This window comes from Kitasatospora xanthocidica (assembly GCF_014656195.1).
Classification (GTDB): domain Bacteria; phylum Actinomycetota; class Actinomycetes; order Streptomycetales; family Streptomycetaceae; genus Kitasatospora; species Kitasatospora xanthocidica.
The window spans coordinates 37,862-60,899 of the sequence record NZ_BNBY01000034.1 but is presented as its reverse complement, the minus strand read 5'-3'; the positions used below and the strand labels follow the sequence as shown (position 1 = coordinate 60,899).

Annotated in this window: 15 protein-coding genes; 5 read left to right on the top strand and 10 right to left on the bottom strand. The window is 74.6% G+C overall.

Going from position 1 to position 23,038, the window contains the following annotated elements:
- The first annotated feature begins 276 nt into the window (after nt 1–276).
- Together eccCa and IE332_RS35390 are read left to right on the top strand one after the other, a co-directional pair.
- A complete protein-coding gene (eccCa, locus tag IE332_RS35395; protein WP_189924726.1) occupies nt 277–4,218 on the top strand; it encodes a type VII secretion protein EccCa in 3,942 nt (1,313 codons plus the stop codon).
- Nucleotides 4,219–4,686: 468 nt separating this feature from the next.
- A complete protein-coding gene (locus IE332_RS35390) occupies nt 4,687–6,090 on the top strand; it encodes an APC family permease (protein WP_189924723.1) in 1,404 nt (467 codons plus the stop codon).
- A 106-nt stretch (nt 6,091–6,196) separates the two neighbouring features.
- Here the strand turns inward: IE332_RS35390 and IE332_RS35385 are convergent, their stop codons facing one another.
- From IE332_RS35385 to IE332_RS35370, 4 genes are all read right to left on the bottom strand, one after another.
- Entirely contained in the window at nt 6,197–7,483 is a 1,287-nt protein-coding gene (locus IE332_RS35385; protein WP_189924722.1) for a S8 family serine peptidase, read from the bottom strand.
- Between the two features lie 85 nt (nt 7,484–7,568).
- On the bottom strand, nt 7,569–7,862 hold the full coding sequence (locus tag IE332_RS35380; RefSeq protein WP_189924720.1) for a WXG100 family type VII secretion target: 294 nt from the start codon (nt 7,860–7,862) through the stop codon (nt 7,569–7,571).
- A 102-nt stretch (nt 7,863–7,964) separates the two neighbouring features.
- Nucleotides 7,965–8,270 carry a WXG100 family type VII secretion target gene (locus IE332_RS35375; protein WP_189924718.1) on the bottom strand — a complete coding sequence of 102 codons (306 nt, stop codon included), beginning with the start codon at nt 8,268–8,270 and terminating at the stop codon, nt 7,965–7,967.
- A gap of 184 nt (nt 8,271–8,454) precedes the next feature.
- Nucleotides 8,455–10,191, bottom strand: coding sequence for a type VII secretion protein EccB (locus IE332_RS35370; RefSeq protein WP_189924716.1), 1,737 nt, complete (start codon nt 10,189–10,191; stop codon nt 8,455–8,457).
- Nucleotides 10,192–10,377: 186 nt separating this feature from the next.
- Here IE332_RS35370 and eccE point away from each other — a divergent pair, with 186 nt between their 5' ends.
- From eccE to IE332_RS35355, 3 genes are all read left to right on the top strand, one after another.
- Nucleotides 10,378–11,784, top strand: a complete 1,407-nt coding sequence (gene eccE, locus IE332_RS35365) for a type VII secretion protein EccE (RefSeq protein ID WP_229929165.1) — start codon at nt 10,378–10,380, stop codon at nt 11,782–11,784.
- Nucleotides 11,784–12,551: a hypothetical protein gene (locus IE332_RS35360; RefSeq protein WP_189924708.1), complete on the top strand. Its 768-nt coding sequence runs from the start codon at nt 11,784–11,786 to the stop codon at nt 12,549–12,551. Before eccE ends, IE332_RS35360 begins: the two co-directional genes overlap by 1 nt.
- Before the next feature lie 541 nt (nt 12,552–13,092).
- Nucleotides 13,093–14,994, top strand: coding sequence for a MinD/ParA family ATP-binding protein (locus IE332_RS35355; RefSeq protein WP_308437652.1), 1,902 nt, complete (start codon nt 13,093–13,095; stop codon nt 14,992–14,994).
- Between the two features lie 87 nt (nt 14,995–15,081).
- Here the strand turns inward: IE332_RS35355 and IE332_RS35350 are convergent, their stop codons facing one another.
- From IE332_RS35350 to IE332_RS35325, 6 genes are all read right to left on the bottom strand, one after another.
- Nucleotides 15,082–16,026, bottom strand: coding sequence for a bifunctional riboflavin kinase/FAD synthetase (locus tag IE332_RS35350; RefSeq protein WP_189924704.1), 945 nt, complete (start codon nt 16,024–16,026; stop codon nt 15,082–15,084).
- Between the two features lie 65 nt (nt 16,027–16,091).
- Entirely contained in the window at nt 16,092–19,715 is a 3,624-nt protein-coding gene (locus IE332_RS35345) for a serine protease (RefSeq protein WP_189924702.1), read from the bottom strand.
- Nucleotides 19,716–19,921: 206 nt separating this feature from the next.
- Nucleotides 19,922–20,851 (bottom strand): tRNA pseudouridine(55) synthase TruB, encoded by a 930-nt coding sequence (truB, locus tag IE332_RS35340; protein WP_189924700.1) that lies wholly within the window; start codon nt 20,849–20,851, stop codon nt 19,922–19,924.
- A 60-nt stretch (nt 20,852–20,911) separates the two neighbouring features.
- Nucleotides 20,912–22,015, bottom strand: coding sequence for a DHH family phosphoesterase (locus IE332_RS35335; RefSeq protein WP_189924698.1), 1,104 nt, complete (start codon nt 22,013–22,015; stop codon nt 20,912–20,914).
- Nucleotides 22,016–22,017: 2 nt separating this feature from the next.
- Nucleotides 22,018–22,458, bottom strand: a complete 441-nt coding sequence (gene rbfA, locus IE332_RS35330; protein WP_189924696.1) for a 30S ribosome-binding factor RbfA — start codon at nt 22,456–22,458, stop codon at nt 22,018–22,020.
- 153 nt (nt 22,459–22,611) lie between these two features.
- Entirely contained in the window at nt 22,612–22,908 is a 297-nt protein-coding gene (locus IE332_RS35325; protein ID WP_030289887.1) for a DUF503 domain-containing protein, read from the bottom strand.
- Nucleotides 22,909–23,038 lie beyond the last annotated feature (130 nt).

Below are 23,038 nucleotides of genomic sequence, written 5' to 3'. Positions count from 1 at the left end.
CCTTGTTGACGGTGCCGAGGCACGGCGGCGCTCGGTGTGGCTGTGGAACCGGCCCGACCGGGCCGCGAGTTGGCGCGGCGTTACCCTACCCGTTCGGTTCGTGACCGGGGCCTGGCGGGCGGCGCGGGGGCGACCGTTAGGATCGGCGCCTGCGCGAAGGTCACGGGGGCTGCGCCGTGTGGGGCGTCCTCGGCCGCCGGATTCCCGTACGACCGTGCGCAGTCGCGTGAGGGCTGATGCCGAAGTGATCGATCGACGCCACGGGGTGGATGACACATGGGTGTGATCACGGTCAAGCGACCGGCAAGGGCCTATCCGCCCACCGTGCCGGACGAGCCGGTGGAGCTGGTGAGCCCGCCCGAACTGCCCCGGCAGGGCGGCGAGGACTGGCTGATGAGCATCCTGCCGATGCTCGGCATGGGCGGGTCGGCGGTGTTCTTCTTCGCGCCCGGCGCGGCCGCCCCGATGAAGGTCATGGGCGGTCTGATGATCGTCTCGACGGTCGGCATGGCGCTGGCCCAGATCGTGCGGGCCCGGAAGGGCGGCTCGACCGCGATGGCGGACGAGCGGCGCGACTACCTCAAGTACCTGCAGCAGACCCGCCGCCAGGTGCGCCGCACCGCGGAGCGCCAGCGCGGCGCGCTGCTCTTCCTGAACCCGGCGCCGGACCAGCTGTGGTCGATCGTCGAGGACGGCCGGCGGCTGTGGGAGCGGCGCACCGGGGACGGCGACTTCGCGCAGATCCGGGTGGGCCTGGGGCCGGTGCAGCTGTCCACCCCGCTGGTCGCGCCGCAGACCGCGCCGATGGACGAGCTGGAGCCGATGTCGGCGGCCGCGATGCACTCCTTCCTGAAGGCGCACGGCACGCTGCAGGACCTGCCGCTGGCGGTGTCGCTGCGGGCCTTCTACCACATCACGGTCTGCGGGGACCCCGACTCGGTGTACGGCAACGTGCGCGCGATGATCGCCCAGCTGACCACCCTGCACTCGCCGGACGACCTGATGGTCGCCGTCGCGGCGGCGCCCGGCGCGGCCGAGGAGTGGGAGTGGACCAAGTGGCTCCCGCACAACCAGCACCGCAAGGAGGCCGACGGCGCGGGCTCGCGCCGGCTGTTCGCCACCGACCTGGGTGACCTGGAGTACCTGCTGCAGGACGAGCTGGCCGGGCGCCAGCGCTTCATCCGGGACGCGTCGCCGGCGGCGGACCAGCCGCACCTGGTGATCGTCATGGACGGCGCCGGGGTGCCGCACGACTCGCTGCTGGCGAGCCCCGAGGGCGTGCAGGGCGTGACCGTCATCGAGGTCGTCCCGGGTGAGGTGGACGAGCCCAGCGGGCACCTGATGGTGACGGTCAACTCCGAGGAACTGGTGTTGCGTTCGGCCTCCGGCGCGACGTACACCGGCACCCCGGACCTGCTCTCGGTGTGGCAGTCCGAGGCGCTGGCGCGGCAGCTGGCGCCGTACCGGGTCTCGGCCGGCGGGGACGACGAGCCGCTGCTGTCCAACCTGGACTTCACCGACATGATGAGCTCGGGCGACCCGGGCTCCTTCGACGCCAACCGCAGCTGGCGCCAGCGCGCCCAGCACGAGCGGATGCGGGTGCCGATCGGTGTCGGGGCCAACGGCGAGCACGTCTACCTGGACATCAAGGAGGCCGCGCTGGAGGGCATGGGCCCGCACGGCCTGTGCGTGGGCGCGACCGGCTCCGGCAAGTCCGAGCTGCTGCGCACCCTGGTGCTGGCGCTGGCGATGACCCACTCCTCGGAGATCCTCAACTTCGTCCTCGCCGACTTCAAGGGCGGCGCGACCTTCTCCGGCATGGCCGACATGCCGCACACCTCCGCGGTGATCACCAACCTGGAGGGCGAGCTCACCCTGGTCGACCGCATGCGCGACGCGATCGAGGGCGAGCTGCACCGCCGCCAGGAACTGCTGCGCTCGGCGGGCAACTACGCCAACATCCACGAGTACGAGCGGGCCCGGGCGGCCGGCGCGGCGCTGGACCCGCTGCCCTCGCTGGTGCTGATCATCGACGAGTTCTCCGAGCTGCTCACCGCCAAGCCGGACTTCATCGAGATGTTCATCCAGATCGGCCGGATCGGCCGCTCGCTGGGCGTGCACCTGCTGCTCGCCTCGCAGCGCCTGGAGGAGGGCAAGCTGCGCGGCCTGGACACCTACCTCTCCTACCGGATCGGTCTGCGCACCTTCTCGGCGGCGGAGTCGCGGGCGGCGATCGGCGTGCCGGACGCCTACCACCTGCCGCCGGTGCCGGGCGTCGGCTACCTCAAGTTCGGCGAGGACGTGATGGACCGGTTCAAGGCCGCCTACGTCTCGGGGCCGTACCGGGCGCCGGGGCAGCAGCGGTCGACCGGCGGGCGGCGGGTCGACGCGCGGCCGGTGGAGTTCACCGCGGCCTACGTGGAGCTGCCGGACCCGGTGCAGGAGGAGGCGCCGCCGGTCCCGGAGACGGACGACGCGCTGGTGGACACCGTGCTGGACGTGTTCGTCCAGCGGATGGTCGGCCAGGGCCCGGCCGCGCACCAGGTGTGGCTGCCGCCGCTGGAGGAGGCGCCGAGCATGGACCACCTGCTGCCGCCGCTGCAGGTGGTGGCGGAGCGCGGGCTGACCGCGCCCGGCTACCCGGTGGGCCGGCTGCGGGCGCCGATCGGCATCGTGGACAAGCCGCGCGAGCAGAAGACGGACATCCTGGAGGTCGACTACGCGGGGGCGGCCGGCCACGGCCTGATCGTGGGCGGTCCGCGCTCGGGCAAGTCGACCGTGGTGCGCACCACGGTGGCCTCGTTCGCGCTCACCCACACCCCGCTCGAGGTGCAGTTCTACCTGCTGGACTTCGGTGCGGGCAGCTTCCAGTCGGTGACCGGGCTGCCGCACGTCGGCGGGGTGGCCGGGCGCCTGGACGTGGACAAGGTGCGCCGGATGGTCTCCGAGGTGCACGGGGTGATGAACCGGCGCGAGGAGCTGTTCCGGGTCGCCGGGATCGACACCATCGGCACCTACCGGGCCCGCCGGGCGGCCGGCGGGCTGCCGGACGAGGCCTTCGGCGACGTGTTCCTGGTGATCGACGGCTGGAACACCTTCAAGCAGGAGTTCGAGGGCCTGGAGCCGGTGATCGGCGACATCGCCCAGCGCGGCCTCGGCTACGGCGTCCACCTGATCATCACCGCGGCCCGGTACGCCGAGGTCCGTCCGGCGCTGAAGGACCTGCTGCAGAACCGCACGGAGCTGAAGCTCGGCGACGCGATGGAGTCCGAGGTGGACCGCCGGGTGGCGCAGAACGTCCCGCCGCTGGCCGGGCGCGGCGTCACCCCGGAGCGGCTGCACTTCCTGTCCGGGCTGCCGCGCCTGGACGGCTCCTCCGGCGTCGACGACCTGCAGGACGGCGTGTCCGGGCTGGTCGGCGCGATCGACGGGGCCTGGGCCGGGCCGCGCGCCCCGCAGGTGCGGATGCTGCCGGCCGTCCTGGACGGGACCTCGCTGCCGAAGGGGTTCGAGCACCCGGAGCGCGGTGTGTCCTTCGGTGTGGACGAGGCGGAGCTGGCACCGGTCTTCGTGAACTTCGAGACCGACCCGCTGTTCATCGTCTTCGGCGACACCGAGTCCGGGAAGTCCGCGGTGCTGCGGATGCTGATCAAGCAGATCACCGAGCGTTACACCCCGGAGCAGGCGGGCATCGTGGTCGGCGACTACCGGCGCGCGCTGCTGGGCACGGTGCCCCCGGAGTACCTGGTCGAGTACGCGGCCGCGCAGCCGGCCATGTCGGCCGTGGTGGAGATGCTGCGCGGGGCCTGCTCCCGCCGCCTGCCGGGCCCGGACGTGACCGCCGAGCAGCTGCGCAACCGCAGCTGGTACAGCGGCAAGGACATGTTCGTGGTCGTCGACGACTACGAGCTGGTGGCGACGAGCTCGGGCAACCCGCTGGCGCCGCTGGCCGAGTTCCTGCCGTTCGCCCGGGACATCGGCCTGCGGGTGATCGTGGCCCGCAGCGCCGGCGGCGCGGGGCGCTCGCTGTACGAGCCGGTGCTGCAGCGGATGCGCGAGCTGGGCGGCCAGGGCGTGATCCTCTCCGGCAACCGGGACGAGGGCGCGCTGCTGGGGACGGTCCGGCCGCAGGCGCTGCCGCCCGGCCGCGGGGTGTTCGTGTCACGCCGCGCGACCAACGGGCAGATGGTCCAGACGGGCTGGCTGCCGGTGGTGTAGCCGCGCCGCCCGTCACGGACGGTGATCGAAGGGGTCGGACCCGCCCGGGTCCGGCCCCTTCGGCGTCCCAGGTTCTGAAACGTTACCTAGATCTTTCCGGCCGGGTGCTGCGGTTCCCGTACCCGCCCGGGGAGTGGTTGGGCCCTTCGGAGCCGCCTGGGCGTACCGCTGTACAGCGCCACACCAGCCTTTGAATCTCCGGCCGCAATGTTCCGTTCACCTTTGATTCAAGTGCGATGTGCCCAAGGTAACAAGTCGGACATAGCGCGCAATGACCGAACGTGATCATCGGATCGCATGTTTATGCCGTGCGTCGCAACGGATTCCGAAGCAGTTCCGACGTTGACGCAGTCAATACGCCCAAGGTTCCATTGCGGCCCGGGAGCGACTGGACCAGAACCGAGCGACCAGCCAGCGGAGGCGATACCGCTCCCACTCCAGGACCGCACAGAGCCGATCGGAAGCCACATGACCGACACGCTTCGCCCGCCACAGAACGTAGCCGCCACGGCGGCAGCGGCGGCAGCGCCCCAGCAGCTCAAGCGCTCGATCGGCGTCGTGGGCGGCACACTGCTCACGCTGTCCTGCGTCACCCCGGCGTCGACGCTCTTCGTGATCGTGCCGGAGCTGTTCTCCAGCATCGGCAGCGCCACCGCCCTGGCCATCGCCATCGGCACCGTGCTCTGCGTCGCGGTCGCGTTCTGCTACTCCGAGCTCGGCACCCTGATCCCCAGCGCCGGCGGCGAGTACGCGATGGTCGGCACCCTCGCCGGACGGCTGATGGGCTGGCTGGTCTTCGTGCTCTCCCTGATCGTGGTGATGATCGTCCCCTCGGTCATCGCCCTCGGCACCGCCGACTACCTCGCCCCCGTGCTGCACCTCGACAAGGCCATGACCGGCGCCGCCGTGATGCTCGCCGCCACCCTGGCCGGCCTGCTCGACCTGCGCGCCAACGCCTGGATCACCGGCGTCTTCCTGGTGCTGGAGGTCATCGCGGCCGGCGTGGTCTCGGTGCTCGGCTTCTCGCACGCCAACGGCAACGCCCCCAGCCTGCTGCACGGCGTGGTCGCCGGGGACGGCGGCGCCACCACCACGGTGGGCGTGGGCGCGATCGTCGGCGCGCTCGGCATCGCCCTCTTCATCACCCAGGGCTTCTCCACCGCCGTCTACCTGTCCGAGGAGCTGGAGAACCCCCGCCGCAACGTCTCGCGCACCGTGCTGTGGACGCTCGGCATCTCCGCCGCCGTCATCCTGATCCCGGTCGTCGCCATCACCGTGGGCGCCCCCGACCTGCAGACCCTGACCTCCGGCGACATCTCCGGCATGGTCACCGCCTGGAGCAACTCCGCGGTCGGCACCTTCATCAGCCTCTGCGTCGCGCTGGCCATCATCAACGCCGGCATCGTCATGGTCATCCAGAACTCCCGGGTGCTGTTCGCCTCCGCCCGCGACAAGGCCTGGCCGGAGCCGGTCAACAAGGCCTTCGCCACCCTCGGCCGCTTCGGCTCCCCGTGGATCGCCACCCTGGCCGTCGGCCTGCCCGGCGCCGCGCTCTGCTTCGTCAAGGGCGAGCTGCTGAGCAACATCACCGGCGTCGCCGTCACCGGGATGTACCTGCTGGTCGCGATCGCCGCGCTGCTCTCCCGCCGCGGCCACCACAAGCACGCCGCCGCCTGGCGGATGCCGCTGTGGCCGGCCGTCCCGGTCGTGCTGATCGCCGTCCTGGTCTACGTGATGACCCAGCTGGACGCCGAGCCGCTGCTGTGGACCGGCGGCATCACCGCCGCCGCCACCCTCTACTGGCTGTTCTACCTGCGCCCCCGGCAGGACACCCGCTGGGTGATCAGCCTCCCCGAGGGCCAGCAGGACTGACCCCGCCAGGACCGACCCCAGCAGGAGCGACCCCCACCCTCCCCCACACCGCGGTGCCCCGGGCTTCCCCCAGCCCGGGGCACCGCCGTGTGCACGGGCGTCCGGGTCAGTCGGCGGACTTGCGCCGGTGGTCGCGCAGCACCACGCCGCCGCCGATCAGCAGGGCGACCAGCAGCGCGCCGACGCCGAGGACGTACGTCGCGGTCCGGCCGTCGCGGTCGGCCTGGGTCTCACCGAGGCCGACCGGCCGCGGCACGATCGGCGCGGAGGCGAGCTGCACCGGGGCGTCCGGGACGGCGGCTGTCGGCGCGACGTCCGGGGCCTTGGTGACGGCCTTGACCGGGTCCACCACGCCCCAGCCGACGAAGACGTCCGGGTCGCGCTTGGTGCGCTGGGCGGTCTGCTCGATCCAGGCCCGCACCTGGGCGGGCTTCCAGGCCGGGTGGGCGCCGACCAGCAGCGCGGCGAGCCCGGAGACGTACGGGGCGGCGAAGCTGGTGCCGTTGTCCACGCACTGGCCGCTCCCGGGCACGGTGGACAGCATGTCGACACCGGGCGCGGCGACCTTCACGAAGCCGCCGTACTGGGAGAACGGGGCGCGCTCGTTGTTGCGGTCGGAGGCGCCGACGGCCAGCACGGTCGGGAACGCACCCGGATAGGTGTCGCCCTCCTTGCCGTCGTTGCCGGTGGAGGCGACCACCACGACGCCGGCGTCCTCGGCGGCCTGGATCTCGGCCTTCAGCTCCGGGTAGCCGCCGAAGTGGGCGTCGCCCGCGCCGCGCACGTCCTGGGAGATGTTGATGACCTTGGCCTTGGCCGCGACCGCCTCGTGGATGGCCCTCACCAGCGTCGAGACGTCGCCGTTGCCGTCGCTGTCGTTCTGCCGGATCGACAGGATCTGGGCGTCGGGGGCCAGCCCGACGAAGCCGGTCCGCTCGCTCCGGCGGGCCGCGATGATCCCGGCCACCTTGGTGCCGTGACCGACCGGGTCCTCGGTGGACTTGCCGGGGACCGGTTCCTTGGTCTCCCGGTTGACCAGCAGGTTGGAGCCCTCCTGGACCTTGTCGACCAGCTGCGGGCCCGCGTCGCCGGCCACGACCTGACCGGCCAGCTGCAGGTTGTTCCGGTCGACCCCGGTGTCGATGACCGCGACCTTCACGCCCTTGCCGGTGGTCCGTCCGCCCTGCCACAGCTCGTCCAGCAGCAGGCGCTGCAGCGACCACGGCACGGTCTGCACGTCGGGCGCGTTCTTGGGGCAGTCGCCCGCGGCGGCCAGCCCGGGCCCGCCGTCGGCGTACGCCGGGGCGGCGAGCGGGCCGCCCAGCACCGCGAGCGCGGCCAGTGCCGCGGCCGTCTTCCGGTACCCGCGTCCGGACACCCTGCCACCCCTCATGTCGTCCACCCGTGCCGCGCGCCGAGGGGCGGGTGCCCGGTCGCCGGGTACCCGCCCCTTGTCGTTCCCCTCGGGGAACCCGTCGTCAGTGCGCCCAGAGCTTGGCGTTGCTGTCCTCGGTGGTGCGGTAGCTCTGCGCGGCGTTCTCCAGCGAGGTCGCGATCTGCGTGGTGGTGGTGTGCAGGTCGGCGGCCGCGGAGTCCCACTTGGCCTGCTGGACGTTGTAGCCCTCCTGGGCCTTGCCCTGCCAGCTCTGGGCGATCCGGGTGACGTCCTTCTTGAGGTCGCTCAGCATGCTCTCGATGCGGCCGGCCGAGGCCTTGACCTCCTCGGCGGCGTTGTGAACGGTCTCGAAGTTGACGAGGATGTGGTCGGACACGTTGTCTCCCTTGACGAGGGTGCGGGGCGCCCCGCGGTCAGTGGCGGACTCCCCGCCGAGCGGCGGTTCGGAACAGAGCGGTGATCAGCGCGGGTACGGCGATCAGCCCTGGGCGTTGGAGAACATCGCCTTCTGCTCTTCCTCGGTGCTCGAGTAGTGCTTGGTGGTCTGCTCGATCGCGTGCTTGATCGCCGACAGCGACTCCTTGAGCTTCGCGATGTCGTCGTTGACGTGGTTCTGCAGATTCGTGTAGGCCGTCGCCGCCTGACCCTGCCAGCCATTGGTGATGCCCGAGACCGTGCTGATGAGCTTGACCCGCTCAGCCTCGATCTTGCCGATGGCCTGCTCGATCTTGTTGGCGAAAGCCAGCATCTCCTGAGCAGTCATCGTGAACTGACCCTGAGCCATGCTCCACCGTCCCCCATGAGACAAACAATTGCGTGCACGGAGGGCCCCGGAGGGCCCCACCGCTGCATCACCTGTGTGATGCCCAGCAGCACTGTAGTCGGCACACGCAGCTCGCCCAACATCGATCACCGAGTAGTTACCAGACCATGACACTGCGGCCAATTCCGTTGCCGCGCTTGGCCGCTCAGGCGTTCTGCGGCTGGGCGGCGCTCTTCGCGGTCAGCGGCGGTCCGGCCGGCACCAGGTCCGACCACTCGTGCGGCACCGGCAGCGGCTGGAGCCCCTGGTAGCCCAACCGGGCCTGGTTGCCGCCGGTTTCGTCCGGCTTCTCGCCGGACTGCTGGCCTGCCTGCTGGCCCTGCTGCTGACCGGACTGCTGGCCGGACTGCTGGTCGGGCGCCCCCGGGTTCGGGGTGCCCGGCTGCGGGGTCGGTGGCTTCGGGGCGCCGCTCTGCCCGGGCTGCCCGCCCGGCGCGGGGGTGGCACCGCGGCCGCCGTCGCCGTTGGCCGGGACGGCGTAGCGCAGCCCCGTCTCGGTGATCAGGAAGTCGGTGCCGGAGCCGCCGGCGGCGTTGTCCAGCGCCCGGTAGAACAGCCCGTGACCGGGGGTCACGTACCCGGCGCCGGCCCCGTTGTTGTACTGCGCGGGATACGAAGTCCCGGCCCAGACACTGCGCTTGGGCGTACGGCCGTCCTCGGCGACACCGTCGAAGGTGCTGCACACGACCGACCGGGCGTCCTGCGGGTCCTTCCAGTTGTTCACCGGCGCGCCGGCCTTCAACGGCCAGTCGGCCGCGGTGCCCGGCAGCCGGGTCTCGCTGTCGAACTGGGAGTGGTCGAGCGGGGTCATCCCGTCGCTGCGCGGGTTCTTGTCCTGGTCGTACTTGTAGAGCATCTGGTACGCCGGGTTCTGCCGGATGAGCTCCGCCTGGAACGGGGTGACCAGGTAGAGCCGGTCCTTGCCGACCACGTAGTGGCGGTCCTGGTAGTGCACCAGCCGGCCGACCCGGCGGTCGGCGGCGTTCCCCAGCCCCACCGAGGAGTTGGGGCCCTGGCTGTCCGCCACCCCGTCGATCTGCGGGAAGGTGATCGGGGAGCCGTTCACCAGGGTGTCCAGCCACTCCCGCTTGACCCGCTGCGCCGCCGCGTTGGGCCCGAAGACCGCGGTGATCAGCGACCTGCGCTCCTTGTCGTCCGACTGCGGGGAGCCGATCTCGTGCTTGCGGCCCTGGGCGTCGACCAGGTACGTCTTCGCACCCCCGGCGGCCTGCTGACCGGGCACCGGCGCGGCCGACACCTGCTGGTCGTCCGCCTGCTGCACCAGCATCAGCTGGTCCGGGCCGAGCATCCGGTCCTTGGCCGCCAGCGCCGCCGCGTCCTGGCCGGCCGCCACGAACACCGCCTGGTTGACGGTCTCGCGCTTCTCGTCCGAGCCCGGACGGTCGCAGACCGCCCACTTCATCGACTGGCTCGCGTTGTCCTTGCTCGGCAGCTTGTCCGGCGCGTACGGGATGCCGATGGTCGGACCGTGGTTCGGGTACCGGTCCAGCACCCCGTCGTCGACCACCACGACCTTGGCGTCGACCGGCAGCACCAGCCGCGCCGAGGACATGTTCAGCACCTGGTGCAGCCGCTTGGTCTTGCCGTCCGGATCCGTCAGCACCACGTACCGGGTGGTCGACTGCTTGCCCTGGATGACGTTCTTGCCGTCGTCCCACTTCAGCGGGGCACTGGGCTTGAACACCCCCCAGAGCCCGAACCCGGCCACCACCACCGCGCCGGCCAGGATGCTCGGCAGCACCGCCTTCACCGGACGCGGCGCGTCCTCGTCACTGCCGCCGCCCGCGGGCAGCAGGAACGCCCCCACCGTGCGCTTGCGGGCGAAGGTGTACGCGTTGAGCTCGTCCCGGCGCGAAGCCATCCTCGTCGTCCCCCTTGTCAGACGTTGTCGGACGTTGTCAGACCGACCTGCCCCTGGTCCACCCGCCGGGCGCGAACCGGCACGAACCCTCTACGATGCGGCAGCAGACGGTGAGTACGGTACGGGTACGGTCCGCGAACCAGCCAGCCGGGCCGCGACAACGGATCAAGAGAGGGCCATCGGGGGATGCCAAGCCAGACCGCTCCAGGACGCCGCCGCACCACGGGTGCCGGGAGGCCGCGCCGGTCCGGCCGGGCTCAGCACGGCGGCCCCGCCGCCGAGCCGGGGCCCGTCCCGCCGCCGAGCAGCCAGGGCCGCGGCGGCGCCGTCCAGGTGCGCGTCAACCCCCGGCCCGGACTGCTCGGCGGCCGGTTGAAGCTCCAACAGCTCGTGCTGATCGAGGTCGCGGCGGCGCTGGTCGCGGTCGGCTGGACGATCAGCCGCCCGGTCGCGGCCGGCTTCGGCGCGGTCGCGCTGGTGCTGGTCGTCCTCGCCGTCGTGCCCGTGCGCGGCCGGACCGTCCCCGAGCTGCTGCGGGTGCGCTCCGCCCTCAAGTCCCGCCGCAAGCAGGCCCGTACGCTGCTGCCGCCGGCCGGCACCGACCCGGCGCTGGCACCCGCGCTGGAGCTCGAACCGGGGCTGCGCACCTGCACCCACGCCACCGAGGCCGAGTTCGGCGGCCGGCCGGTCCGCCGGGAGACCGGCATGGTCGGCGACGGCACCTTCCTCACCTCGCTGCTGCTCGTCCAGGCCAAGGACCAGCCGCTGCGCCCGGTGCGCACCGCGCTGCCGCTGCCGCTGGACGTCGTCTGCTCGGCGCTCACGGTGGACGACATCACCCTGGAGTCGGTGCAGCTGGTCCAGCACACCCAGCCCGCCCCGGCCCCGCACCTGCCCGAGCAGTCGCTGGCCGCCCGCGCCTACCGCGAGCTGCCGGACGGCACCTCCACCCCCGGGCTGCGGCTGACCTGGGTCGCCCTCAAGCTCGACCCGGAGCGCGCGGCGACCGCCGTCCGGGCCCGCGGCGGCGGTGAGGAGGGCGCCCGCAAGGCGCTGCAGCGGGTGACCGACCAGTTGGCCGGACGGCTCAACAGCGCCGGGTTCAACGCGACCGTGCTGGACGAGCGCGAACTGATCGCCGCCCTGGCCATCTCCGCCTGCGCCAACCCGATCGCGGTGGCCGGCCGCCAGGGCACCGGCAGCGGCGGCGGCACCACCCGCCGCACCCAGGAGGGCAACCGGTTCTGGCGGATCGACGACCGCTGGCACAGCACCTACTGGATCTCCCGCTGGCCCCAGCTGAGCCGCCCCGGCGGCGCCCCCGGCCGGATCGCCGCCCCGGACCTGGTCAACCTGATCACCGGCTCCCCGGCCCTGGCCAGCACCTTCAGCCTGACCGCCGGGCACGGCACCGGCGACTCGGTGACCGTCAGCGGCCACCTGCGGGTGACCGGGCGCAGCGAGAGCGAGGTCGGCCAGGTCGGCCGCCAGGTGGAGACCCGGGCGCAGAGCGCCGGCCTCGGCCTCGTCCGGCTCGACCTGGAGCAGGCCCCCGGCATGCTCGCCACCCTGCCGCTGGGAGGAACGTCCTGATGGCGTACCAGAGCTATCCCGCCCTCGGCCCGCAGCCCGGCGCCGAACAGCGCCGGACCCGGCCGCGGATCCTGCCCGGCTTCGGCCTGCGCGGCCCGCGCCGGGAGAAGCACGTCCTCGAACCGGCCGACCTCGCCGCGCTGGCCTTCCCGGTCGGCGACGACGGCGTGGTCATCGGCGTCGACCCGCAGGGACTGCCCGCGGTGCTCGGCCTCTTCCGCCCCAGCGCGTACGACCTGGTGCTGGTCGGCGGCATGTGGACGGCCCAGGTCATCGCGCTGCGGGCGGCCGCGATCGGCGCCCGGGTCGTGGTGGAGACCGCCCGCGGACAGCTGTGGGGCCCGATGGCCCAGGCCGCCGGCGGCGGCCAGCCGTGCGTGACGGTCCACCAGGTCGGCCGGCTCGGCCCGCAGGGCGCCTCGGTCGCCTCGCCGGTCCTGGTGGTGCGCGACCTCGGCGCCCGCCCGCCGCGCAGTCGGCTCTCCGCCGCGCCCTGGCAGACCACCCTGACGCTGCTCCCGTACCTGGGCCCGAACGCCGCCCGGGTGCTCAACGCGGCCGACCTGGTCGGCGTGCAGCGGATCTCCCCCCAGGAGGCGGAGCTGACCGGCCGGGTGCTGTCGCTCCCGCCGGAGGACGTGGCCACCCTGCCCACCCTCGGCGACGACCTCACCCTGTGGGCGACCCGGGTGCGGCGCCAGTACGTACGGACGGTGGCCGGACAGGCCGAGCAGCAGGTCCTCGGCGGCCCGCGCCGGATGGACTGACCGGACGGTCCGGGCGGACGGTCCGAGCGGCGGCTCGCCGCACCCGGCGGGCCGCCGCGGAACCGAAGCCGCCTTCAACAGGGGTTGCCGTACGGCCTAGTCTGGGATGCGGCAACGGCACCGCTGAACAAGCGGCGGCGAACACGAGGGAGCCAGAGTGAGCAGCGATCGGGACGGCGTCTACGTCGGCGACAACGCGGCGGAGGACGACGACGACTGGTCGGACGCGCCTGACTACACTCCCCCGTCCTGGTACGTGCAGACGGAGACGCCGGCGGCTTCGGCGGCTCCGCAGGCTTCGGCAGCGGCTCCGGCAGCGGCTCCGGTGGGCGCGCCCGCCGGGCCTGCCGACGCGCAGCTCGCCGACGCGCAGCCCGCCGCGCCCGCGCCCGTCGCGGCGGCGGTGCCTCCGGTGGCCCCGGCTGTCCCGGTTCAGGTGGCGCAGGCTCAGGCTCCGGTCCCGCAGCAGGCCCAGCCTCCGCTGGCCGCTCCGGCCCCTGCCCCCGCGCCGCTTCCCGGCCCGGCCCCTGTCCCTGTCCCCGTGCCGCAGGCAGAGGCGGTGCCCGCCCCGGCCCCCGTGGCACCGGTGCCGCCGGCGCCGCCCGTCCAGGCCGAGGCCCAGCACGTCCCGTTCCCGGTGGCGGCCCCCGTGCCCCCCGTGCCCCCGGTGCCCTCCCCCACCGCCGAGCAGCCGCAGCCCGCCGCCGCGGCCTGGCCGACGGCCGAGGCCCTGGCGCAGCCGCCCGCGCCCCAGCCGTACCCGGCTGCCCCGGTGGCGCCGCAGCCCGGGCCGCCCGCCCCGCCGCAGTCCTACGCGCAGCCGCCCGCCCAGCCGGTCCCGCCGCAGCATCCGCTGAGCCCGCAGCACCCCCAGAACCCTCAGGACCAGCCGGCCGCCTGGGACCCGCAGGCCGCGTGGGCGGCCCAGCAGGCGGCGACCCCGGCCCAGCAGCCGCCCGTCGCCGCGCAGCCGCAGCCGCGGCCCGCGCCGGTCCCGCAGCCCGGCCCGATGGACCCGCGCCAGGGCGGCTGGCCGCAGCCCGCCGCCTACCCGCCGCCGGCCCAGCCCCAGCCCGGCCAGCCGCAGCCGGGCCAGCCCGCCCAGCCGCAGCAGGCGCAGCAGCCCGCCCCCGCGCAGCCCTGGCAGCAGCAGCCGGCCCCGCAGCCCGCCGCGTTCCAGCAGGCCGCCGCCCCGCAGCAGACCGCGCACGGCGCGCCGCTCGGCTACACCGCGGCCGTCGAGCTGTCCTCGGACCGGCTGCTGCGCAGCCAGCCCAAGCAGCAGCGCCAGCAGCCGCGGTTCCAGTTCGGCGGCAAGGCCGCGGCGGCCGAGAAGTCCCGCAAGCTGGAGATCATCCGCACCCCGGTGCTGAGCTGCTACCGGATCGCCGTGATCAGCCTCAAGGGCGGGGTCGGCAAGACCACGACCACCACCGCGCTCGGCGCGACCCTGGCCAGCGAGCGCCAGGACAAGGTGATCGCGATCGACGCCAACCCGGACGCCGGCACCCTGGGCCGCCGGGTCAAGCGCCAGACCGGCGCGACCATCCGCGACCTGGTGACGGCCATCCCGCACCTGCGCAGCTACATGGACATCCGTCAGTTCACCTCGCAGGACCTGAACTCGGGCCTGGAGATCCTGGCGAACGACGTCGACCCGGCGGTGTCCACCACGTTCAACGACTCGGACTACCGCCAGGTCATCGACGTGCTGGGCCGCCAGTACCCGATCATCCTGACCGACTCCGGCACCGGCCTGCTCTACAGCGCCATGCGCGGGGTGCTGGACCTGGCCGACCAGCTGATCATCGTCTCCACCCCCAGCGTGGACGGCGCCTCCAGCGCCTCGACCACCCTGGACTGGCTCTCCGCGCACGGCTACGCCGACCTGGTGCAGCGCAGCATCACGGTGGTCTCCGGGGTGCGCGAGACCAGCAAGATGATCAAGGTCGAGGACATCGTCGCGCACTTCCAGACCCGCTGCCGCGGCGTGGTCGTGGTGCCCTTCGACGAGAGCCTGGCGGCCGGCGCCGAGGTCAACCTCGACATGATGCGGCCCAAGGTCCGCGAGGCGTACTTCGAGCTGGCCACCCTGGTCGGCGAGGACATCGCCCGGGCCCAGCAGGCCGCCGCCCAGCAGGCCTCCTGGCAGCAGCAGCCGGCCCCGCAGCCGCAGCCCTACCCGGGCCAGGCGCAGGCCCCGCAGCCCGCCCCGGGAGCGCCGTGGGCGCCGCAGCCCGGCCAGACCCCGCCGCCCCCGGCCGGGTACGGCTACCCGCAGCAGCAGCCCTGGCCGCCGCAGCAGGGCGCCCCGCAGCAGCCCGGCTACGGCTACCCGGGCGCCCAGGGCCAGCCGCCGGTGCCCGCCCCGCCCGCCGAGCCGGACGGCTACCAGCCCCCGCCGCCCGGCTACGGCTACCCGCCGCAGGCGCCCCCGCGGTGACGAGCCGGTGAGAGCCGGTGAGAGCACGGGAAGGGCCCGCCGACACAGGTCGGCGGGCCCTTCCGGCGTTCTCGGGGCGGGCCCCGATCAGAGCCCGTCGGTCAGCTCGCGGGCGCGCTTGACGTCGTCGGCCATCCGGTCCAGCAGCGCGTCGATGGAGTCGAACTTCTCCATCCCGCGCAGGTAGGCCAGGAAGTCCACCGCGACGTGCAGCCCGTACAGGTCCAGGCCGACCCGGTCGATGGCGTACGCCTCCACGGTGCGGGCGGTGCCGTCGAAGGTCGGGTTGGTGCCGACCGAGATCGCCGCCGGCATCCGCTCGCCGTCGGCGGTCAGCCAGCCCGCGTACACGCCGTCGGCCGGGACGGCGCTGTGCGGCACGGTCTCGACGTTGGCGGTCGGGAAGCCCAGCTCGCGGCCGCGCTGCGCGCCGCGCACCACCTCGCCCTCGACCCGGTGCGGGCGGCCCAGCACCTCGTTGGCGCCGGCCATGTCCCCGGCCTCGACCAGCCGACGGGTCAGGCTGGAGGAGAACGGCTCGCCGTCCCCCGCCGTGCCGCACACCTGCAGGTCGACCACCTCGACCTCGAAGTCGTCCGCCCCGCCGAGCTCGGTGAGCAGCGCGACGTCCCCGGCCGCCCGGTGCCCGAAGCGGAAGTTGGGGCCCTCGATGACGACCCGCGCGCGCAGCGCGTCCACCAGGACCTGCCGGACGAAGGTCTCCGGGGACTCCTGCGAGAACTCCGTGGTGAACGGCAGCACCAGGACCGCGTCCACGCCGAGCTCGGCGATCAGCTCGGCCCGCCGCGGGTGCGGCGCGAGCAGCGGCGGGTGGCTGCCCGGGCGGATCACCTCGCGCGGGTGCGGGTCGAAGGTCACCACGACCGACGGGAGGCCGAGCTCGCGGGCGCGCTCGACCGCCTGCCCGATGATCAGCTGATGCCCGCGGTGCACCCCGTCGAACGAGCCGATGGTGACGACGCTGCGTCCCCAGTCACCGGGGATCTCCTCCAGGCCACGCCAGCGCTGCACCTGACCGCTCCTTGTTCCGTACGGCGCGTACCCTCTGTACGCTCAAACGCTCAAAACCCGAACCCCTATAGCGTGCCATGCGCCTGCCCCGGCTCAGGCACCGGAATGCGGGTTGAGCGCACCGGCTGCCGTACGGGCCGGTCGGGCGCGGTCCGTTCCGCCTCCGCGGCGGCGTACTGCGGGTCCCGGCCGACCGCCGCCAGGGCCCGCATCCGGGCCAGCCGGGGGCCGTCCGGCGCGGCCGGGGCGACGTCCCGCGGCCACCGGACCAGCAGCCGGGCGAAGGCCGCGGAGCGTCCGGCGCAGCGCACCAGCAGCTCGTCGGCGCCCGGCAGCGCGGGCGTGGTCCTGGCCAGCACCGCGCGCGCCCGGGCGGGCCGCTCGGCCGCGCAGTGCTCGGCCAGCCGCTCCACGACGGCGGTCAGCACCACCGGGTCGGTCTCGGCGGCGAGCAGGGTGTCCAGCAGCTCGCAGCGGAGCGCGTCCGCCGCCGGGTCGGCCACCGGGACGGACAGCACCTCGGCGAACGGCCGCCGCACGGCCGCCGTCCGGGCGCCCAGCGCGGCGCCGAGCACCACCCGCAGCTCCAGCCGGTCGGCCGGGCCGACGGCCGCGGCGCGCGCCAGCCGGCGGCCCAGGTAGTCGACGGCGACCGGGCCGGCCAGCCCGGGGTGCGCCCGCAGCAGCCGGGCGGCCAGTTCCGCGCCCCGCCGTACGGCCACCGGCGCGACGGCGTCGGCCAGCACCCGCAGCGTCTCGGCGGTGGCCGGGCCGGGCGCCGCCACGTGCTCGGCGAGCACGGCCAGGACGGGCTCCGGGTCGCTCTCCAGGGCCGGGGCGAGCGCGCTCGGGGTGAGGAAGGCGTCGCCGCCCGCCCGGTGCAGGGCGAGCGCGGCCGGGAGGTGCTCGGCCCGGGCCGCCGGGTCGCCGACCAGCAGGGCCAGCGCCGCGCCGTGCAGGCCCGGTTCGTCCTCGCGGGCGAGCAGGGTCAGCGCGGTGAACCGCAGCAGTTCGGCGCCAGCCCCGGTCGCGTACGGCGCCGTCCGCAGCGCGTGCACGGCGGCCGCGACGTGCCGTTCGGGCCGCCGGTCGTGGCTCCAGCGGTCCACCGCGCGGCAGAGCGCGGACGGCTCCTCCGCGGCGAGCACGGTGAGCAGCGCGTCCGCCCTCGGGTGCGCGGCCGCGGCCAGGGCGTCGGCCAACTCGTCCAGGGCGAGCCGCCGGTGGGCGTGCAGCAGGTCGTGGGCGAGGTCGGCGACGGTGCTGCCGGGGCGGCCCGGCAGGCCGCGCGGATCCTCGAACCAGGCGCACAGCAGCGGGAACACCGTGACCGGGTCGGCCCGCAGCCGCTCGGCCACCGTCCCGAGGAAGCGCTGCCCGGGGCCGTCGGCGGGCACCAGCCGGCGCAGCAGGTCTAGTTCGGCCTCGGCCGGCAGTCCGAGGCCGGTCCAGAACGCCGGTCCGAAGCGGCCGAGCCCGGCCGGGAGCGTCGCCGCCCCGCCCGTCGCGGCCGCCCGCTCGGCGATCCGACCGGCCAACTGGTCGAGCAGCGCCCGGTGTTCGGACCGGTCCGGGCTGGCGGCCAGCCCGCTGGTGAGCAACCGGGCCGCCCACCAGGCGGGTTCGCTGCCGGGCGGGCGCAGGTCCAGCGCGCGCCAGATCCGGTGCAGCCACGGGTCCAGGGCGGGCGCGCCCCAGGTCTCGGCGACCCGGCGCAGCGCGGCGGCGACCGGGCCGATCCGGTGCCGGGGCACCCGGTTCACCCCGGCGGGCCGGCGGGGACCGTCGGTGCCGTCCCCGGACCCGGGCGGCGTGTCCGCGGCCTCGCCGAGCAGCAGCCGCAGCGCCGCGTCCAGGTCCAGGTGCAGGCCCTGCATCCAGTCGGCGAACTCCCCGTGGGCGAACCGGAATCCGGGCCCGGCGGGGACGAACAGGCCCTCGGCGAGCACCGCCGTGGCCCAGCCGCCGTCGACCGGGAAGAGCTCCTCGAAGACCGTCCGGTCCAGCCCGCCCGGCTCGCTGCCGAGCATCCGCCGGGCCGCCTCGTGGACCCGGCCCGCCACCGCCGCCGCGAGCCGGCGCACCCGCCCGTGGCGCGGGCCGCCGGGCCGGGCGGCGCCCCGGCGGTGGGCGCCCGGGCGGCGCGGCCGGCCGTCCTCGGCCAACCGCTGGGCCACCCGCAGGCAGCGCAGGTCCAGGAAGGCGCCGAACAGCTCGCCCCGGTGCACCGGCGCGTCCCGCGGCCCCTCGTCCCGCAGCCCCTCGGCCCACAGCTCCCCGGCCAGCCGTACGGCCAGCGGGTGCCGGGCGTCCTCGGCGGCGGCCGGCCGGCCGGGCGGCAGCCCGTACCGGCGGCGCACCCGCTCGGCGGCCTCGGCCGGCAGCGGGCCCAGCCGGTGCCCGGCCAGGCTCGGGCCGCCCGGGCGGCCGCCGTCCATCCGGACGGTGGGCGCACTGCTCAGGTCCCCGGCCGGGTGTGGCTCCTCCGCCCGGTGCGGGCCGCCGGCGCCGTCGCCCCAGTCCTCGTCCGCCAGCCGCTCCCAGAGCTCCTCGCCGCAGGCGGTCAGCAGCCGCGCCCCGCAGCCGGTCAGCCACTGCCCGGCGCCGCGCAGCCAGCGCGCGTCCAGCCGGGCCGGGGCCTCCTCCGGGCCGTCCAGGACGACCAGCAGCGGCCGGCCGGCGGCCGCGCACAGCGCCGCCACCGGCTCCGGCGCGGGTGCCGGGGTGCCCAGTTCGGCCGCCGCCGCGGCCAGCGCCCGCTCCACCGGTTCGGCGAGCGAGCGGTCCCCGGCGCGCAGGTCGGCGCCGCGCAGCCAAAGGGTGGGCAGCGGGTGGGCGCCGCCGGTGCGGCGGACGGCCAGCGCGGCCAGTTCGGTGGAGCGCCCGCTGCCGGGTGCGCCGACCAGCGCGCTGACGGTCGCGGCCGGCTCGTCCCCGGCCAGGCCGTCCGGCCGGTCCACCCGGTCCGCGGCCAGCCCGGCCACCCGCCCGGGCCCGGCCCCGGCGGCCGCCAGCTGGGCGGCGGTCAGCCGCAGCACGCCGGCCAGGTTGAGCGCCGGCCCGTACGCGGGCACGCCCGCCGCGTTGCGCGCCAGCACCCCCGCCAGCGCCTCGGCGACCTCCAAGGCCCCACCACCGACCGCCACCGCCGCCAGCTCCCCGCCGTGCCACGGCCCCCGGACGGCGGGCGCGGCCAGCGCCACCACGGCGCCGCTGCGGGCGTCCAGCACCGGCGAGCCGGCCGGCACCGAGACCCCGCCGACCACCGGGACGTCCAGCAGCACCCCGCCCAGCGGGTGCCCGCCGTACCCGGCGCCGGTGACCCCGAGCAGCCCGCAGCGCAGCGCGACCACCCGCCCGTCCTCGCCCGCCAGCGCGGGCAGCAGCACCTCGTGCCCGGCCCCGACGGCGGCCACCGGCAGCGGCGGCACCGGCAGCCCGCCGACCGCGTCGGTGCGCAGCAGCGCGAGCCCGTGCTCGGGCAGCGGCAGGACGGCGTCCGGGCCGAGCACCCGGGTCTGTCCGCCGGGGGTGTGCAGGACGACCCGGTCCAGTCCGGCCACGCTCTCGTGCGCGGTGAGCACCGCGCCCTGCGGGTCGGCGACGAACCCTAAGCCGTGCAGCCGCCCGTTGAGGTCGCGGATCCGCAGCAGGTGCCGCCCCGGATCGCCTTCCAGAAACCCCGGCATGAGTGCCCCCTCGACCGTCGCTCGCCCGCCACCGGGAGCCTTCCCGCCGGGGCGGCGCTCCGACCGCGCCCGCGCCGCTCACCACGGGCGTTCACCTCGTGCGCTCCCTCGCGCGGGTGACCTTTCCCGTTCGGGTGAAAGGGGCCCCCGGGAACGCGAAACCCCCGTCGGGAGGACTCCCGACGGGGGTGACGATTGGCGGGCGATCAGCCGACGAAGACCGCGACCGGCTTGGCCTGCCCGTCCCGCTCCTCGACCAGCGCGAGGAAGCGCCCGTCCGGCCCGAACACCGCGATCGGCCCGTCCACGCCCAGCCCGGGCGCCTTCAGCCGGGAGCCGTGCGACAGCTTCTGCGCCGACGCCTCGTCCAGGTCCCAGCGCGGGAAGGCGGCCGCCGCGGCCTGCGCGATCGGCAGCACCTGCAGCCCCTCGGCGGGCTCGCCGGTGACCGCGGCCTCCAGCTGCTCCAGGGTGTGCGCCGACTCCACCCCGTACGGCCCGACCTTGGTGCGCCGCAGCGCGGTCAGGTGCCCGCCGACGCCCAGCCCGGCGCCCAGGTCCCGGGCCAGCGCCCGGATGTAGGTGCCGGAGGAGCACTCGACGGTGACGTCCAGGTCGATCACCGGGGTGCCGTCCTCGGCGACCGCCGCGCGCTGCTCGTGCACGGTGAAGGAGTGGATCGTGGTCGGCCGGGCGGCGAGCTCGAAGTCCTCGCCCTCGCGCACCCGGGCGTACGAGCGCTTGCCGTCGATCTTGATCGCGCTGACCTTGGACGGCACCTGCATGATCTCGCCGGTGAGCGCCGCGATCCCGGCGTCGATCGCCTCCCGGGTGACGGCGTCGGCCGGGGCCGAGGCGGTGACCTCGCCCTCCCGGTCGTCGGTGACGGTGGTCTGGCCGAGCCGGATGGTCGCCTCGTACGTCTTGGCGGTGAGCATCAGGTGGCCGAGCAGCCGGGTGGCCCGTTCGACGCCGATCACCAGCACGCCGGTGGCCATCGGGTCCAGCGTGCCGGCGTGCCCGACCTTGCGGGTCCCGGCCAGCCACCGCAACTTGGCGACGACCCCGTGGGAGGTGATGCCCTCGGGCTTGTCGACGATCACCAGGCCGTCCGGGCCGGTGCCTTTGCGCTTCATCGGGTTCTTTCTCTGGAGACTTCGGACAACCTGCAAACTTCGGAGGACGTCAGCGGACGGTCAACGTACCGGCCGCAGCGCGTTCCGGAACCGCTCGACCACCGCGGCCACGTCCTCCCGGACGCTGAATCCGGCCGCGTAGACGTGGCCCCCGCCGCCCAGTTCGGCACAGGCCGCGGCGACGTCCACCCCGCCCTTGGAGCGCGAGGAGCCGCGCAGCGTGCCGTCCGGGTCCTGCTTGAGCACCAGCGCCACCTCGGCCTCGGCCGGGCGGCGCAGGATGTCGATCAGCCCCTCGATCTCCTCGACCGTGACGCTGAACAGCACCAGGTCCTGGTACGGCACCCAGGTCCACACCAGGCCGAGGCCGTCGGCCGCCTCCGGCTCGTAGACAGCCCGGTCGAGCGCGCCCGCGAGCACCTTGAGGTAGCCGAACGAGGAGGTGTCCCACAGCCGCCGCGAGATCAGGTCGTGCCGGATGCCGGTGGCCAGCAGCCGGCCGGCGAGCTCGTGGGTGGCGGGCGTGGTGGCCCGGTACCGGAACGAGCCGGTGTCGGTGGCGACGCCGGTGTAGAGGCAGGTGGCCAGGTCCCGGTCGAGCTCCACGCCAAGCCGGCGCAGCAGTTCGTCGACCAGGACGGCGGTGGCCGGCGCGGTCGGGTCGATCAGCTGGTGGGTGCCGAAGCCCGGATTGGAGGCGTGGTGGTCGAACACCACCAGGACGGGCGCGGCGAAGGCCTTCTCGTGCAGCAGGCCGAGCCGGCTCTCCGCGGCCACGTCGAAGCAGAGCACCAGTTCGGGCTCGTCCGGCACCTCGGCGGCCGGCACGATCAGCTCCTGGCCGGGCAGGAAGGTCAGCGACTCCGGCACGATCTGCGGGTCGTCGCCGAAGGAGACCCGCACCTGCTTGCCGAGCGCGCGCAGCGCCAGCGCGGCGGCCAGCGAGGACCCCAGCGCGTCACCGTCCGGGCAGATGTGGCAGATCAGGTCGATCGAACGGGCCCGCCCGATCTCCGCCACCACCTGCTGCCAGACCAGCTCGAACCCGCTCTCCTCGGCGCGCGGGCCCGGGAGCGCCGCGAGGGCACCCTCCACCGTGCTGGTGGAGGACGCCCCCGTGGTCGATCCGGCTCGCGAGGCGGCCTGCGCCGGCTCACCCGCCATGACTACTCGTCCTCGTCGTCACGCTCGGACGCCGGGACCCGGTACGGGTCCGCGTCGCCGGCGTAGCTCGCCCCGGCGGCCTGCGTGCGCACCTCGGCGTCGGAGTGCCGGGCCCGGTCGAGCAGGTCGTCGATGTTCCGGGCGTTGTCCGGCAGTGCGTCCGCGACGAAGGTCAGCGTCGGGGTGAAGCGCACCCCGATCTTGCCGACCTCGGAGCGGATCACGCCCTTGGCGCTCTCCAGCGCGGCCGCGGTGGCCTCGCGCTCGGTCTCGTCACCGAAGACGGTGTAGAAGACGGTGGCCTCGCGCAGGTCGCCGGTCACCCGGGTGTCGGTGATGGTCACGAACCCCAGTCGCGGGTCCTTGATCCGCCGTTCCAGGGTCTGGGCGACGACCACCTGGATGCGGTCGGCGAGCTTGCGCGCCCTTGCGGTGTCGGTCACGTTGCCTCCTCGTGCAATGGGCCAGGTACCCGGGCGAGTTGCGCACCCGACGGGGCCCACGCCCCAAAGTACCGGCCCGCGCCCGGCCTTGCGGGCGCTCTCGGTCCTGATCTGTGTGAGAACGGCGACTTCCGCCGAGCGGCTCCACAGCTCTCATTCGTCGTCGTCGTTGTGGTACCTCCTCCTCGCGGAGAGGAGCTGTACCTCGGGGCGGCCGGCGACCAACCGCTCACAGCTGTCCAGGACCTCGGTGACGTACCCGGCTTCGCCGGAGACCACCGCCAGGCCGATCTCGGCCCTGCGGTGCAGGTCCTGGTTCCCGGTCTCGGCAGCGCACACGCTGTACTTGCGCTGCAGTTCGGCCACGATGGGCCGCACGATCGAACGCTTCTCCTTGAGCGAGTGGACGTCGCCCAGCAGCAGGTCGAAAGTGAGTGTTCCCACGAACATGTATGACAGGTCTCGCCGACCTGGAAGGCCTCGGGGACGTTACGGCCCGGAAGAACCGGACCGCCGCCGTGACCGGCGGGTACCCGGACCCTACACAGCGAGACCGGGGCCGGTCGACGGAAATACCACC